Raw genomic sequence first — 16,030 nt, forward strand, 5'->3', positions numbered from 1 at the left:
CTGTATGTGCGGTATTGTTGGGATCGTCGGAACGAAGCCTGTGGCGGAGCGTTTGGTGGACGCGCTGCGGCGGCTCGAGTACCGCGGCTATGATTCGGCTGGAGTCGCGACGATCCATGACGGCGTGATGGATCGCCGCCGCGCGGAAGGAAAGCTCTTCAATCTGGAGAAGCGGCTGGAGACGGATCCTCTGCCAGGCACGACGGGCATTGCACACACACGCTGGGCAACCCACGGTGTTCCGAATGAAACCAATGCCCACCCGCATTTCGTGGAAGGCGTTGCCGTCGTCCATAACGGGATCATCGAAAACTTCTCCGAGCTGCGCGAAGAGCTGAAGGCCGAAGGGCAGGAATTTGCCTCGCAGACGGATACGGAAGTCGTCGCCCATCTTCTGGCCAAATATGTCCGCGAGGGCTTGGACGCACGTACAGCCACGCTGAAAATGCTGAACCGCGTGACCGGCGCCTACGCATTGGCCGTGATGTTCCAGAATGATCCCGGCACGCTGATTGCGGCGCGTTCCGGTCCGCCGCTTGCCGTCGGTTACGGCAAGGGCGAAATGTTCCTCGGCTCGGATGCGATCGCGCTTGCGCCTTTCACCAACGAAATCACCTATCTTGTCGATGGTGACTGCGCCATCGTCACCCATGCCGGCGCGACCATTCTCGATTTCAGCGGCGAGGAAGTGAGCCGACCGCGGCAGATCTCACAGGCGACGGCTTATGTGGTGGACAAGGGTAATCACCGCCACTTCATGGAAAAGGAAATCTACGAGCAGCCGGAAGTCATTTCCCACGCGCTCAGTCACTATGTCGATTTCGCCAGCTATCGCGTGCGCCCGGATGTCTCTGCCATCGATTTCGGGGGGGGTTCCGGCCTTGCGATATCAGCCTGCGGCACCGCCTATCTCGCCGGCTTGGTGGGTAAATATTGGTTCGAGCGCTATGCGCGGCTGCCGGTCGAAATCGATGTTGCCTCCGAGTTCCGCTATCGCGAAATGCCACTGTCGCCGTCGCAGGCCGCGCTGTTTATCTCGCAGTCCGGCGAGACCGCGGATACCTTGGCTTCGCTGCGCTACTGCCGGGACAACGGCCTGAAAATCGGTGCTGTCGTCAATGTGAGGGAATCGACCATCGCGCGCGAATCCGATGCCGTGTTTCCGATCCTGGCTGGCCCGGAAATCGGTGTCGCCTCGACGAAGGCTTTCACCTGCCAGCTTGCCGTTCTCGCCTCGCTGGCGATTGGAGCAGGCGTCGCTCGAGGTACCATCAGTGCCGAAAATGAACAGGAAATGGTGCGCCATCTCGTCGAGATGCCGCGTATCATGGCGAATGTTCTGAATATCATCCAGCCGCAGATGGAAAGCCTGTCGCGCGAGATCTCGAAGTTCAAGGATGTGCTCTATCTCGGCCGCGGCACCAGCTTCCCGCTTGCCATGGAAGGCGCGCTGAAGCTCAAGGAGATTTCCTACATCCACGCAGAGGGCTATGCGGCCGGCGAATTGAAGCATGGGCCGATTGCGTTGATCGACGAGAACATGCCCGTTATCGTCATCGCCCCGCATGACCGCTTCTTCGATAAGACCGTTTCCAACATGCAGGAAGTTGCGGCTCGTGGCGGTCGAATCATCTTCATCACCGATGAAATTGGCGCTGCCGCATCGACATTGCCGACCATGGCGACCATTACCTTGCCCATCGTGGACGAGATCATCGCGCCGATCATCTTTTCGCTGCCGATTCAATTGCTTGCCTATCATACGGCCGTGTTCATGGGCACGGATGTCGATCAGCCCCGCAATCTCGCCAAGTCGGTCACCGTGGAATAGGATTCCTTCCGCCGCGCATTTGCCGTCACGTCCTCGTGAGTCGATCGCTTGTTCGGCTCGCAGACGCGGCTGCCGGGTTGTATGCCGCGCCAATTTCTGGCACGATTCGCCCACGGAGATGGTGGGGAGGGTTTGCCGGGAAGCGGTAGCGACGGGACGGAGTTTTCGAGCGGCGAATGACTGAAAAACTCATCAAAATGTCCGTGACGACGCGGATCAGAAACAATTTCCTGGCCGGCCTGATTATCTGTGCCCCGATCGCCATTACGCTATGGCTGACCTGGTCCGTCGTCCATTGGGCCGATAGCTGGGTTCGCCCCTATATTCCCGCGCGGTACGATCCCGAGAGCTATCTGAACTTCGCTGTGCCCGGTACGGGCCTAGTGATTGCGATGATCTTCATCACGATTGTCGGCTTTCTGGCCAAGAACCTGATCGGTCAGAGCATCGTCCGCTTCGGTGAGTCGATCGTCAATCGCGTGCCGCTGGTGCGAACCATTTACAAGAGCGTCAAGCAGATCTTCGAGACTGTGCTGAAGGAGCAGGGCACATCCTTCAAGAAGGTGGGGCTGATCGAATATCCAAGCCCCGGCCTCTGGTCCATGGTCTTCATATCGACGGATGCCAAGGGCGAGATCGCCTCGAAATTCAATGCCATGGGTCAGGACATGGTGGCGGTCTTCCTGCCGCCGACGCCGGTGCCGACGGCCGGCTTCCTTGTCTTCGTTCCGCGCGAGAAGATCACGGTGCTCGATATGAGCCCTGAAGATGGCGCCAAGCTGCTGATCTCAGGCGGCCTTGTGTCGCCGGAATACAAGGAACTGGTCGCAGCCAAGAAACTGCAGCAGCCGGTTCCGATGAACTCCTTGAGCTAGAATTGCTCATCTTCCAATGGTTGGATCAATAGCTTCGCGTTTTGCGCGAATTGTCATGCCTCTATCATATTGACACCTTAGATCGTCAGTCGGGGCAGATAATCGCATGTATCTCAGCATCGAATGTTCGGGGCACCGGCGCCGGACTGCAGTTCTTAGCGCGGCCCGAAAACGCGCCGGAGATAAATGCCATTGTCTCCGCAAATGTTTTCATCAGGAGGATATTGTCTTGAGCTATATGCGTTCGAAGAGCTTGCCGCTGCTGTCGGCGGCGCTTGCCACATTTGTTTTCACGGCTCCGATGCCGGCGCTGGCGGATAATTCCGTCACGGTCGAAGGCGTGACGCTCGTCAACAAGGGCCGCGTCGCGGTCGGCCGCATCCCGGCCAATTTGCGCGATAAGTTCGGCGAGACCTTCGGTTCCGGTTCGGGCATGTCGATCGATACCAAGAGCTGGGTTCGCAATGCCGATGGCACCTACAACGGCTCGCTATGGCTGCTGCCGGACCGCGGCTATAATGTCGCCGGAACCACGGATTACCGCGGGCGTCTCAACACCATCGATATCAAGCTGACGCCGGTTGCCCCCGGTGCAACACCTCCAGCCGGCCAGGAACAGTCGGGCCTCGAAGCCAAGCTCGTGGATACGCTGCTGTTGAAAGACAACAAAGGCAACGAAACCACTGGCCTTGATCCAGCCAACAGCGTTCGCCAGGCGGAAGGCGGCATGCCGCTTTTGCCGCAGGCACCGAACGGCAAGATCTCGCTCGATAACGAAGCCATTGCCCGGCTGCCCGATGGTTCGATGTTCATCAGCGATGAATACGGTCCCTATATCTACCGCTTCTCGGCGGATGGGCTGATGATCTCGGCCACGGCACCGCCGGCCGCATTTCTGCCTATGCGCGAGGGCGTTGTGAATTTTTCCTCGAACAACCCAGGTCCCGGCGAAACCGCGCCCGATCCGAAGGATCCGACCAGCGGGCGCCAGAACAACCAAGGCTTCGAGGGCATGTCTCTGACCCCGGACGGCAAGTTCCTGATCGTGGTGCTCCAGTCCGCAACCCGCCAGGATGGCGGCGATTCCAGCTCCACGCGCCAGAATACCCGCGCGCTGGTTTATGATGCCGCCGACCCTGCAAATCTGAAGCTGGTGCACGAATATGTTGTGCCGCTGCCGGTCTTCACCAATGACAAGGGCAAGACGGCCGTTGCCGCCCAAAGCGAAATCGTGGCGCTCTCATCGACAAGCTTCCTGATGCTCGCGCGCGACAGCAACAATGGCTATGGCCAGAAGGGCGATAAATCGCTCTATCGCAGCGTTGTGGCTGTCGATGTTTCCGCTGCCACCGATATTGCCGGCGGCAAGTTCGACAGCGATACAGCGGTCGCGCCGAAGGGCGTTCTTGATCCTTCGGTAAAGCCGGCGGCAGTCAGCAATTTCATCGATATCAACGACAGCGCCGATCTAGCGCGCTTCGGTCTGCATAACGGCGCGCCGAACGACCGCAACAACCTCTCGGAAAAGTGGGAGGCCATGTCGATCGTCAGCGTTCAGGATCCAAAGCTGCCGGACGATTACTTCCTGTTCGTCGCCAACGACAACGACTTCATCACCCAGGATGGTTTCCAGGTCGGCGCTGCCTACAAGGATGATAGCGGCGCCGATGTCGACACCATGTTCCAGGTATTCCAGGTTACCATTCCCGGTCTCGCCGCAAAGTGATCTGATGAAACGCGGATGGATGCGGCTAACGCGTCCATCCGCCTACCCAGCTCGCAGGAAGCGGATCGCCTCATCGCGGCGGAAGAGATAGAGCAGGGTGCGTACCGCACTGCCACGCTCACTGGTCAGTTCCGGATCGCGCTCGATGAGATAGGCGGCATCCTTGCGAGCGATCTCGAGAAGATCGGCATGAGCCTCGAGGCTGGCGATACGGAAGCCCGGTGTGCCGGACTGGCGTGTCCCCAGAAGCTCACCTTCGCCACGCAGCTTCAAGTCCTCCTCGGCAATGCGGAAGCCATCTTCGGTCTCTCGCATGATCGACAGCCGGGCATGCCCGGTTTCGCCGAGCGGGCCTTTGTAGAGCAGGATGCAGGTCGAGGCTTCGTCGCCGCGACCGACGCGCCCGCGCAACTGGTGAAGCTGCGCCAGGCCGAAACGCTCGGCGTGTTCGATGACCATGATCGTCGCATCTGGCACGTCGACGCCCACTTCGACGACTGTCGTAGCCACCAACAGACGGATCTCGCCATTCTTGAACGCCATCATCACGGCATCTTTTTCGGGGCCGCTCATGCGGCCATGGATTAAGCCGATGCCGGGGCCGAGCGCCTTGGTCAGTGTCTCATGCCGCTCCTCCACCGACATTAAATCTGATTCTTCGGATTCCTCCACAAGTGGGCATATCCAATAGGCTTTTTTGCCTTCCGCTAGCGCACTCCTTAGGCGCGCGACGATGTCGCCGGTTCGTTCATTCGGAATGGTGATCGTCTGGATCGGCTTTCGGCCCGCCGGCTTCTCGGTGAGCTTGGAAACATCCATGTCGCCAAAGGCGGCCAGCACTAGCGTCCGTGGGATCGGCGTTGCGGTCATGACGAGCATGTGGGGAGAGATACCCTTTGCGGTCAGGCGCAGGCGCTGGTGGACGCCGAAGCGGTGCTGCTCGTCGACCACAGCCAGCATCAGATTGGCATAGGCGACGCTGTCCTGAAACAAAGCATGCGTGCCGATGATGATCTGCGCCTCGCCGGAAGCAATGCGCTCCAGGATTGCATCCCGTTCCCGGCCCTTCGTGCGGCCTGTGAGAACTTCGACAGAAAGGCTTGCACTTGCTGCGAATTTTGAAATCGTGGCGAAGTGCTGTCGGGCGAGGATTTCAGTCGGCGCCATGAGCACTGCCTGGCCACCGCTTTCGATCACGGCGGCAATCGCCATCAACGCCACCAGCGTCTTGCCCGCGCCGACATCGCCCTGCAGCAGCCGGAGCATGCGCTCGGTGCCTGCCATATCCTTGAGAATATCCGCAACCGCATCACGCTGGCTATTCGTCATAGAGAAAGGAAGAGATTCCAGTATCTTGCCGCTGATTTCTCCAGTAGCCTGCACAGGCTGCCCCGCAACCTTGCGCAGCCTTTGGCGCACCAGCGAAAGCGATAATTGCCCCGCCAGGAATTCGTCATAGGCCAGCCGGCGGCGCGCGGGAGATTGCGGATCGATATCGGCCGCATCCCTAGGCGCATGCAGCATGTGGAAGGCATCGGAGATCGAGGGAAAGCCATGCTTCTGCGTGAGAGCAATATCATCCCACTCGGGCAGCTGCGGGATGCGCGGCAATGCTGCCTCTATCGTCTTGCGCAGGAACTTCGGCGTAAGCCCGGCGGTTAGCGGATAGACCGGTTCGACCAGCGGCAGGTTTTCCGCCTCGCTCTCGCGCATAATATAATCCGGATGCACCATCGACGGTCGGCCGTTGAACCAGTCGACCTTGCCGCTGACGGTAACGGTTTCATCGATCGGCAGCTGCTTTTCGAGCCATTGCGCCTTGCCGCGAAAAAAGACCAGCGCTAGTTCGCCTGTTTCGTCGTGCAGATAGACGCGATAGGGCACGTTGCTGCGCGGGTTGGGCGGCGGCTGGTGGCGATCGACGCGGCCGGTGATGGTGACGATGGCGCCCTGCGGCGCTCGGGCGATGCCCGGTTGTTCTCGCCGGTCGATGATCGAATGCGGCGCGTGGAAAATCAGGTCGATGACGCGGCAATCGTCGATGGTTTCCCGATCCAGCAGCTTTACCAGCAACTCGGATACCTTCGGCCCGACGCCTGATAGCGAAGAAATAGAGGCAAATAGCGGGTCGAGGATAGCGGGACGCATGGCAGGCAAAATGCGACGGGCAGGGCGCATTTGGCAAGGGGCAGCGAAGAACTCGATCCGTTTGAGCTCCACACTCCCCGGAAAATTGCATCGCAGGTGCTTTTTTCTGAAAAACCGGTTCCCACCTTTGAGCGCTGGTTTTATAGAGACGCATCAACATAAAGGTATTTTTGATGACTGGGCTGACCCTCAGCAGTGCCGATCTCGATCCTCGCCGCCGGCGCATCCTTTTCCGTTGCTGGCATCGCGGCATCCGTGAGATGGATCTCGTCTTCGGCCAGTTTGCCGATAATGAACTGCCGGGCCTCCCTGAAGCCGATCTTGATGAGCTGGAGCGCATCATGGCCGAAGAGGACAACGATCTTCTTAAATGGATCCTCGGTAGTGAGCCAACGCCGCAGCATCTGCAGACGCCGCTCTTTGAGCGCCTGGCCTCCTATAAGCCCGATTTTGAAGAGATCGCCGAAAGGTTCGGATTAACGAAATGATCCCCGGTTTCGACGCGAAGAAGCTGCTCGCCGCAAGCGAGCCGATGACGATCGGTCATGTTCCGGCCGGTCTGGAGCCGTTCCTGATTGCCGAAATGGCAAAGGCCGGCCAGCCGGTTGCCTATGTCATGTCCGACGGCCAGCACATGGCCGATGTCGAACAGATGCTCGGCTTCATCGCGCCTGAAATTCCGGTACTCACCCTGCCGGCCTGGGATTGTCTTCCCTATGACCGTGTTTCCCCAAGCTCTGACACCTCGGCCCGGCGCCTTGCGGCTCTGTCCGGCCTGATCGCGCATCATCGCAAGCCGCATGCAGCCATTGTGCTGGTGACCGTCAACGCCATGCTGCAGAAGGTCGCCCCGCAGGATATCATCGAAAGCCTGGCGTTCTCGGCACGTCCCGGGAACCAGGTCCGGATGGACGATATCGCGGCTCGCCTCGAGCGCAACGGCTTCGAGCGCGTGGCGACCGTGCGCGAGGTCGGCGAATATGCCGTGCGCGGCGGCATTCTCGACGTCTTCGTTCCGGGCACGGAAGAGCCGGTGCGTCTGGACTTCTTCGGCGATACTCTGGAGAGCATCCGCAGCTTCGATCCGGCCAGCCAGCGCACGACTGGGCAGGTACGCTCGCTCGATCTCAATCCGATGAGCGAAGTGACGTTGACGCCGGATACGATCAGCCGCTTCCGCAAGAACTATCTCTCCGCCTTCGGCGCCGCCACGCGCGATGACGCTCTCTATCTCGCCGTGTCCGAAGGTCGGCGATACGCCGGCATGGAACATTGGCTGCCGCTCTTCTACGAGAAGCTCGAGACGGTTTTCGATTACCTTAAAGGCTTTCGCTTGGTCACGGATCACACCGTGCGCGAAGCGGCAGAGGAGCGCTCCAAGCTCGTCTTCGACTATTACGACGCCCGCCTTCAATCCGGCCAGCAGGCCAAGGGGCAGATGGCACAGGGCACGCCCTATAAGCCAGTAACGCCCGGCCAGCTCTATCTCGATGGCAAGGCATTCGGCAATGCGCTTGACGCCTTCGGCGCTATCCGTATTTCGCCCTTCAACGAGCATGAGGGCGAGGCGCGTCGCGTCATCGAGCTTGATGCCCGCCAGGGGCCGCGCTGGGCGCGGGCAGCGACCGACACAACCGATAGCGAGCGCGTCAACGTCTTCGATGCAGTCGTCAAGCATATCGCCGACAAGCGGGCTTCGGGCGGTAAGGTGCTGATTTCGGCCTGGACGGAAGGCTCGCTCGATCGCCTCCTGCAGGTGCTATCCGAACATGGGCTGGCGCGCGTCAAGACGATCGAGGCCTTCAAGGACCTTGGCGGCCTGGCGAAGGGCGAGGCTGCTGCCGCCGTGCTGAGCCTCGAAGCCGGTTTCGAAGCGGGCGATCTGATCGTTATCGGCGAGCAGGATATTCTCGGCGACCGGATGGTGCGCCGTTCCAAGCGGCGCAAGCGCGCCGCCGATTTCATCTCGGAAGTAGCAGGCCTCGATGAAGGCTCGATCGTCGTTCATGCCGAGCACGGTATCGGCCGTTTCGTCGGCCTCAGGACCATCGAGGCAGCCGGCGCACCGCACGCCTGCCTCGAGCTGCAATATGCCGACGATGCCAAGCTGTTCCTGCCGGTCGAAAACATCGATCTGCTCTCGCGCTATGGCGGCGAGGGCACCGAGGCGCAGCTGGATAAGCTCGGCGGCGGCGCCTGGCAGATGCGCAAGGCCAAGCTCAAGAAGCGCCTGCTCGATATGGCCGGCGCCTTGATCCGCGTCGCGGCCGAACGCCTGACGCGGCATGCGCCTGTACTCAGCACGCCGGACGGATTGTATGACGAATTTGCCGCGCGCTTCCCGTATGACGAGACCGACGACCAGATGAACGCCATTGAGGCGGTGCGCGAGGATCTCGGCGCCGGCCGGCCGATGGATCGCCTCGTGTGCGGCGATGTCGGCTTCGGCAAGACGGAAGTGGCGCTGCGCGCAGCCTTCGTCGCTGCCATGAATGGCGTGCAGGTCGCCGTCGTCGTGCCGACGACGCTGCTTTCGCGCCAGCATTTCAAGACCTTCTCCGAGCGCTTCCGTGGGTTGCCGATCCGCATACAGCAGGCATCTCGTCTGGTCGGTTCCAAGGAACTGGCGCTGACCAAGAAGGAAGTCGCCGAAGGCAAGACCGATATCGTTGTCGGCACCCACGCGCTGCTCGGCGCCGGCATCCAGTTCGCCAATCTCGGCCTGCTTGTCATCGACGAGGAGCAGCACTTCGGCGTCAAGCACAAGGAGCGCCTGAAGGAACTGAAGAGCGACGTGCATGTGCTGACGCTGTCGGCGACGCCGATCCCACGCACCTTGCAGCTCGCGATGACTGGTGTGCGTGAACTGTCGCTCATCACCACGCCGCCGGTCGACCGCATGGCGGTGCGCACCTTCATCTCGCCCTTCGATTCGCTGGTCATCCGCGAAACGCTGATGCGTGAGCATTATCGTGGCGGCCAGAGCTTCTATGTCTGTCCGCGCCTCGCCGATCTCGCCGATATCCATGCCTTCCTTCAATCGGATGTGCCGGAGCTGAAGGTGGCGGTCGCCCATGGCCAGATGCCCGCCGGTGAGCTGGAAGACATCATGAATGCCTTCTACGAGGGGCGTTATGACGTGCTGCTGTCGACGACCATCGTTGAATCCGGCCTCGATGTGCCGACGGCCAATACGCTCATCGTTCACCGCGCCGACATGTTCGGCCTTGCTCAGCTCTACCAGCTCCGTGGCCGCGTCGGCCGCTCCAAGGTGCGCGCCTTTGCGCTCTTCACGCTGCCCGTCAACAAGGTGCTGACCACGACGGCGGAGCGCCGGCTCAAGGTGCTGCAGTCGCTGGATACGCTCGGCGCCGGCTTCCAGCTGGCGAGCCACGATCTCGATATCCGCGGCGCCGGCAATCTGCTGGGCGAAGAACAGTCAGGCCATATCAAGGAAGTTGGCTTCGAGCTCTACCAGCAGATGCTCGAAGAGGCCGTCGCCGAGGTCAAGGGCGTCGACGAGATCCAGGATACCGGCTGGTCGCCGCAGATCTCCGTCGGCACGCCGGTCATGATCCCCGACGATTACGTGCCCGATCTGCATCTGCGCATGGCGCTCTACCGCCGCCTCGGCGAGATCACCGAGCTGAAGGAGATTGACAGCTTCGGAGCCGAGATGATCGATCGCTTCGGTCCCTTGCCGATTGAGGTGCAGCATCTCCTCAAGATCGTCTATATCAAGTCGCTCTGCCGCATCGCCAACGTCGAGAAGCTGGATGCTGGCCCGAAGGGTGTCGTCGTACAGTTCCGCAACAAGGAATTCCCGAACCCTGCCAACCTCGTCGGCTATATCGCCAAGCAGGGCACGATGGCCAAGATCCGCCCCGACCAGAGCGTGTTCCTGACGCGAGACCTGCCGACGCCGGAAAAGCGGCTGCAGGGGGCGGCTGTGGTCATGACGCAGCTGGCGGAGCTGGCAAGATAGAAGGTGGGCGCTCAGCCAGCGGCTTTGCGCCTGATGAAGAACCCGGTATCCGGCCCGCCGCAACCTATTTTCGGCGGCAGGCCGAGATCGGATATTTCCTCAAGCCGCCTGCGGCTCGCGCATCTCCGCAACATCCGGAATGCGCGCGATGACCTTGATTTCGAAATCGAAGCCCGCCAGCCAATTGACGCCGATCGCCGTCCAGTTCGGGTAGGGTTTTTCGGTGAAGATCCGGTTCTTGACGGTCATGATAGCGCCGAACTGCCGCTCGGGATCTGTGTGGAACGTGGTGACATCGATGATGTCATCGAAGGTGCAGCCTGCCGCTTCCAAAGTTGCCTGCAGATTGTCGAAGGCGAGCTGGACCTGCTTTTCGAAATCCGGCTCAGGGCTTCCATCCGCGCGGCTGCCGACCTGGCCGGAGACGAACAGCAGATCGCCGGAGCGGATTGCGGCGGAATAGCCGTGCTCCTCGTAAAGCGCATGCCTGTTCTTCGGGAAGATTGCGGTACGTGTCGTCATAATGTCTGGCTTTCGTTGATGTGAAAAGATCGGAAGGACGCAAGCTCACGCGAGACTTCCAAACTGCCGCTTCGTTTGATATACGGTGTGTATGTGAAATATGCATATGCGCGACGTATGTCAATATTTCAAATACGAAACGTATGTGAAATTTGAGAGTGATATGGCAAAGCGCCTGGAAACCATGGAAGAAAATCGGAGCAAGCTGATTGCCGCCGCGCGGAAAGCCTTCGCGGAGAAAGGATTTGCGGCGGCCTCAATGGATGAGTTGACGGCGGATGTCGGCCTGACTAGAGGCGCCCTCTATCATAATTTCGGCGACAAGCGCGGATTGCTCGCCGCCGTCGTCGATCAGATCGACAACGAACTGGCGCTACGGGCGAAGGAGATCGGCGCACAGGCGGATGGGGACTGGCAAGGTCTGCTTGCCGAGGGGGAGGCCTATATCAAAATGGCTCTCGATCCGGAGGTCCAGCGCATCGTCTTGCTCGACGGTCCGGCCGTTCTGGGCGACCCCTCGAAATGGCCCAGCCAAAACAGCTGTCTCGCCGGCACCCGGCAGACGGTTTCAAAGCTTCTGAAACAAGAGGTAGTCAAGCCGGTCGATCCCGAGGCTGCAGCCCGGCTCATTTCCGGCGCAGCGCTGAATGCTGCGCTCTGGGTTGCTGCCAGCGATAATCCGGCGGAAGTGCTGCCCAAGGCGATAGAGGCCTTCCGGGCGATGGCTTCGGGATTACTGGCAAAGACCTAATGCCGGTATGACGCGGCTACTTCCGCGAATCGCAGATCGCGGAAGCTCTTGCAGCTATGATCGAAAAAGCGGAATCCCGCTTAATTCATCCCCGCCCGTGCTTCCGCTTTCATCTTGGCGATGTCGCGCAAGGCCTCGGCGAGCACATCCGGCGTCTGCGCGCCGCTGACGGCATACTGCTGGTCGAAGATGAAGAAGGGAACGCCGTTGACGCCGATCTTCTGGGCGGCGTCGATCTCGCCGATGATGAGATCGCGGTCGGCGTCGGAGGCAAGCAGGGTTGCTATGACGGAGCGGTCGAGGCCGGCCTTTTCGGCAATATCGAGCAGTACGGCATGATCGCCGACATTGAGGCCCTCTTCGAAATTGGCCTTGAAGAGCGCATCGACCACCTTGTCCTGCTTTTCGCGGCTTTCGGTGACGGACCAGTGGATGAGGCGATGGGCATCGAGCGTGTTCGGGCCGATCTTGATGGCGTCAAAATCGAACTTGATTCCCACTTCGCGGCCGAGCTCGGTTAGCATCTTGTGCCCCTCGGCGACACGCTCCGCGCCGCCGAGCTTTTGCTCCAGCGCCTTTTTCTGGTCGACGCCTTCGGGCGGATAGTCGGGATTGAGCCGATAGGGTCGCCAGTTGAGGTCGACGCCTACTTCGTCCTGCACCTCGGCAATGGCGAGCTCCAGGCGGGCCTTGCCGAGATAGCACCATGGGCAGACGACATCCGAGACGATGTCGATCGTGATGCGTTCCATGGTTTCATCCTTTCGGTTTTTCGGGCTGTTCTCCTCCATCTAGGCCTTTGTGCCGATGGCTTCAACCGGTTACCGAAAGGGAACCGGCCGAGATTACTGCGCGGAAGCGTCCCACCACGCAGGTAGATAGTACCCGTAAAGCGGCAGAACGCCGGGATGATTGACACGGCTGCGCCGCGCCGCCCATTGCTGGTCGATATGGTAGAGCGGCACTAGATAATATCCAGAAATCAGCATCCGATCGAAAGAACGCACGGCGTCGCGGAAATCCTCGGCCGAACGCGCCATCAAAAAATGTGATATCAGCGTATCGACATCGGGGTCTGCGACGCCGACGAAATTAAGGCTGCCTTCGGTCTTGGCGGCAGAGGAGCTCCAGCGCCCCACTTGCTCGATGCCCGGCGATAGCGACGAAGGGTAGGACTTGATGATCATGTCGTAGTCGTAGTTGATCGTCCGGAGCTGATATTGCGAATCATCGACCGTGCGAATCGTTACGGCAATGCCGAGCAATTCCAGAGACCGGCGATAGGGGATCGCCATGCGTTCCTGATCTGCATTTTGGGTCAATATTTCGAAGCTGAGCTGTCGGCCGTTCTTATCGACCATCTTCTCGCCGCGGATTGCATAGCCACCCTCCTTGAGCAGGGCTACCGCCTCGCGCAGGATCTTGCGGTCACGCCCGGAACCGTCGCTGACGGGCAGCTTGTAGGTGCCATCGAGCACGTCCGGATCGATGCGGTCCTTGATCGGTCCCAGCATGGCGAGCTCGTGCGGATCCGCGGGAATGCCGAACGACGAAAGATCTGAATTTTGCCAATAGCTCTCCGTGCGCTTATAGGCGCCCGAATAGAGATTTCGGTTTAGCCATTCGAAGTCGAAGGCGAGGGTCAGTCCCTTGCGCACATTCTTGTCGGCAAACATCGGCCGCCGCGTATTGAAGACGAAACCGAGCATCCCGCTTGGTATTTTTGGCCTAAAGGTCTCCTTGATGATGGCGCCGGAAGTCACCGCAGGAAAATTGTAAGCCTGCTGCCAATGGCCTGGACTGCCGTCGGGGTAAATATCGACATCGCCTTTCTTGAAAGCTTCGAACAGCGTCGTGTCCTGCAGGAAGTAATTGACGGTGATTTCATCATAATTGTCGATGCCGACCTTCGACGGGAGGTTCTTGCCCCAGTAGTCAGAACGGCGCTCGAAGACGATGCGCTGGCCGGGGTCGATGCTCTTGATCCTGTAGGGGGCGGAACCGATCGGAATGCGCAGGGAGGTCTGATCGAAGCTATCCGTGTCGATCGCATGCTTCGGCAGAACCGGCAGCGAAGAGGCGATGATGAGCGGCGTTTCGCGATTGGCTTTCTCGTTGAAGCGGATCATCACGCTGTGCTCACCAACCTTCTCCATGCTGGCGATGGTCTCAAGCCACGATGAAAACGGGACGCGGCCTTTGTCGCGAAGAAGCTGGAACGTGAAGATCACATCTTCCGGCGTTACGGGCTGCCCGTCCGACCATTTGGCGTCGGGATTGAGGTTGAACTGAATATAGCTTCGGCTCTCGTCCCATTCGACCGTCTGCGCCAGAAGCCCATACAACGTAAAAGGCTCGTCGCGAGAGCGCACCATCAGCGGTTCATAAACGAGATTGCCGTATTCCGGGTCCCACATGCCCCGCGCCGTCGTGCGCATGCTCTTCAGAATGAAGGGGTTGAGATTGTCGAAAGTGCCGACGACGCCATAGCTGACGCGGCCGCCCTTTTTGACATCCGGATTAACGTAAGGGAAATGCTTGAAGTCCGCCGGCAGCGCCGGATCTCCATGCATGGCGATGCCGTAAAGCGGCTGAGCTGCCGCGGCATTGCACAAGGTTGCGAAGAACAGGAAGGCAGCGATCCGGAGCGCTTGCATGGCATCCTTTCCGGGAAGGGTATGATTCGGCCGAACATTATCATGAGCGTGCCGAATTCAACACGCGACTGCGGAAATCTTAGGACTTGGCAGAAAAGACCAAAGAAAAGCTGGATATCCGTGCCAGTGCGATGTAACAGGGGTGCCGGGTTTCTCGGGTCATGTATTTGCCTTATTCATTCGACAGGTGGACGACGGTTTGACCCGAATTGCATGGGACGGCGCGCTGTCGTCCCGCAGCGGATTTCAGGAGGCGGTTTCGCTATGATGTTCAAGACTGACAACAAAATGCGGGCAGGTCTTTCTGCTCTGGCTCTCATGATTGGCGCGGCCATGCCGGCTGCCGCTTTCGCGCAGGATGCGTCCAACGCAGCTCCGGCCGATGGCGGTGGTGATCCCAACCAGCCGCGTCTGGGCTGGTACAAGACCTGCACCAAACAGGACGATGCCGACATCTGCATCGTGCAGAACCTGATCATGGCAAACAACGGCCAGCTCGTTACGGCTGTTGGCCTCATCTCCGTCGACGGCAAGGTAAACCGCAAGATCCTGCAGATCTCCGTTCCGACGGCCCGCCTCATTCCGCCGGGCATCACCATGCAGGTCGATGGCGGCAAGGGTCAGAAGCTCGATTACGCCGTCTGCCTTCCGGACAAGTGCACCGCGGAAGTCCCCGTGACGGACGCGATGATTGCTTCGCTGAAGAAGGGCACCGACGTCACCTTCACGTCTGTGAATTTCCGTCGCGCTCCGAACCCGATCAAGATCTCGCTGACCGGCTTCGGCGCAGCTTTTGACGGCCCGGCGATCTCCGATAGCAAGCTTGCCGAAAGCCAGAAGAGCCTGCAGGACAGCATGCAGAAAAAGGCCGAGGAAGCTCGCAAGAAGCTCGAAGACGCGCAGAAGGCCGCCAAGCAGCAGTAAGCTGACGACAGGTCTCCTTTCATGAGAAAAAGCCCGGAGCGATCCGGGCTTTTTCTTTGCGCAGAGGACGGCATGCGATGCTCGGAAGCCAAATAAAAAGGGAAGGCGTTGGGAGCGCCTTCCCTTTGGAATAGGATATATTTTACCCGCGCTTAATGGGCGAAGCTCATCTTGGGCTTGAGCTGCCCGGTCGGGGCTTGGTCGAAGATCTGAGCGACTTGCGGATTGCGCAAGGGAAGCCCGCTCTCATCGTTGATGAGGTTCTGTTCCGATACGTATGCGACATATTCCGTCTCGTCGTTTTCGGCGAGAAGGTGATAGAAGGGCTGGTCCTTATCGGGACGCACTTCCGCGGGAATGGAATTCCACCATTCCTCTGTATTTGCGAATTCCGGATCGACATCGAAGATGACACCGCGGAAGGGGAACATCCGGTGTCGAACCACGTCGCCAATATTGAATTTTGCGTTTCGTTGTTTCATGGCACGACTTCCTTTCAAGCAATCATGTGGTGACTTTCACCACTGATATCAAGGATTTTGCCCCCATTCCTTCATTGAACTGTCACATTCGGCTCGGGTCTGCTCCGAGCAGCAGCTCAATGTGAAGAC

General features: G+C 59.6%; 12 protein-coding genes. 7 read left to right on the forward strand and 5 right to left on the reverse strand.

All coding sequences use genetic code 11. From position 1 onward, the window contains the following. The first annotated feature begins 4 nt into the window (after positions 1 to 4). The 3 genes from glmS to AC13QE_RS19950 all read left to right on the forward strand — a co-directional run bounded on the left by glmS (position 5) and on the right by AC13QE_RS19950 (position 4,432). Positions 5 to 1,831 (forward strand): glutamine--fructose-6-phosphate transaminase (isomerizing), encoded by a 1,827-nt coding sequence (gene glmS, locus AC13QE_RS19940; protein WP_488484950.1) that lies wholly within the window; start codon positions 5 to 7, stop codon positions 1,829 to 1,831. A gap of 176 nt (positions 1,832 to 2,007) precedes the next feature. Then, on the forward strand, positions 2,008 to 2,706 hold the full coding sequence (locus AC13QE_RS19945; RefSeq protein WP_488484951.1) for a DUF502 domain-containing protein: 699 nt from the start codon (positions 2,008 to 2,010) through the stop codon (positions 2,704 to 2,706). Between the two features lie 238 nt (positions 2,707 to 2,944). Then, positions 2,945 to 4,432 carry an esterase-like activity of phytase family protein gene (locus AC13QE_RS19950; protein ID WP_488485012.1) on the forward strand — a complete coding sequence of 496 codons (1,488 nt, stop codon included), beginning with the start codon at positions 2,945 to 2,947 and terminating at the stop codon, positions 4,430 to 4,432. A 42-nt stretch (positions 4,433 to 4,474) separates the two neighbouring features. Here AC13QE_RS19950 and recG read toward each other — a convergent pair whose 3' ends face one another. Continuing rightward, on the reverse strand, positions 4,475 to 6,580 hold the full coding sequence (recG, locus tag AC13QE_RS19955; RefSeq protein WP_488484952.1) for an ATP-dependent DNA helicase RecG: 2,106 nt from the start codon (positions 6,578 to 6,580) through the stop codon (positions 4,475 to 4,477). A gap of 173 nt (positions 6,581 to 6,753) precedes the next feature. Between recG and AC13QE_RS19960 the strand changes: the two genes are divergently transcribed. Continuing rightward, positions 6,754 to 7,068 (forward strand): FAD assembly factor SdhE, encoded by a 315-nt coding sequence (locus tag AC13QE_RS19960; protein ID WP_168806214.1) that lies wholly within the window; start codon positions 6,754 to 6,756, stop codon positions 7,066 to 7,068. Further along, entirely contained in the window at positions 7,065 to 10,565 is a 3,501-nt protein-coding gene (gene mfd, locus AC13QE_RS19965; protein WP_488484953.1) for a transcription-repair coupling factor, read from the forward strand. The genes AC13QE_RS19960 and mfd overlap by 4 nt, the downstream gene beginning before the upstream one ends. A gap of 99 nt (positions 10,566 to 10,664) precedes the next feature. On the opposite strand, the gene AC13QE_RS19970 is transcribed toward mfd, so the two are convergent. After that, a complete protein-coding gene (locus AC13QE_RS19970) occupies positions 10,665 to 11,087 on the reverse strand; it encodes a RidA family protein (RefSeq protein WP_488484954.1) in 423 nt (140 codons plus the stop codon). Between the two features lie 163 nt (positions 11,088 to 11,250). Between AC13QE_RS19970 and AC13QE_RS19975 the strand changes: the two genes are divergently transcribed. Then, entirely contained in the window at positions 11,251 to 11,838 is a 588-nt protein-coding gene (locus tag AC13QE_RS19975) for a TetR/AcrR family transcriptional regulator (RefSeq protein WP_488484955.1), read from the forward strand. Between the two features lie 80 nt (positions 11,839 to 11,918). On the opposite strand, the gene AC13QE_RS19980 is transcribed toward AC13QE_RS19975, so the two are convergent. Further along, on the reverse strand, positions 11,919 to 12,590 hold the full coding sequence (locus tag AC13QE_RS19980) for a DsbA family oxidoreductase (RefSeq protein WP_488484956.1): 672 nt from the start codon (positions 12,588 to 12,590) through the stop codon (positions 11,919 to 11,921). 93 nt (positions 12,591 to 12,683) lie between these two features. Then, entirely contained in the window at positions 12,684 to 14,495 is a 1,812-nt protein-coding gene (locus AC13QE_RS19985; protein WP_488484957.1) for an extracellular solute-binding protein, read from the reverse strand. A 264-nt stretch (positions 14,496 to 14,759) separates the two neighbouring features. Between AC13QE_RS19985 and AC13QE_RS19990 the strand changes: the two genes are divergently transcribed. Continuing rightward, positions 14,760 to 15,419 (forward strand): invasion associated locus B family protein, encoded by a 660-nt coding sequence (locus tag AC13QE_RS19990; protein ID WP_047633354.1) that lies wholly within the window; start codon positions 14,760 to 14,762, stop codon positions 15,417 to 15,419. 152 nt (positions 15,420 to 15,571) lie between these two features. Here the strand turns inward: AC13QE_RS19990 and hspQ are convergent, their stop codons facing one another. Then, positions 15,572 to 15,901 carry a heat shock protein HspQ gene (gene hspQ, locus AC13QE_RS19995; RefSeq protein ID WP_015339875.1) on the reverse strand — a complete coding sequence of 110 codons (330 nt, stop codon included), beginning with the start codon at positions 15,899 to 15,901 and terminating at the stop codon, positions 15,572 to 15,574. Positions 15,902 to 16,030 lie beyond the last annotated feature (129 nt).

The sequence above is a fragment of the Martinezella sp. CNPSo 3957 genome, assembly GCF_057784395.1.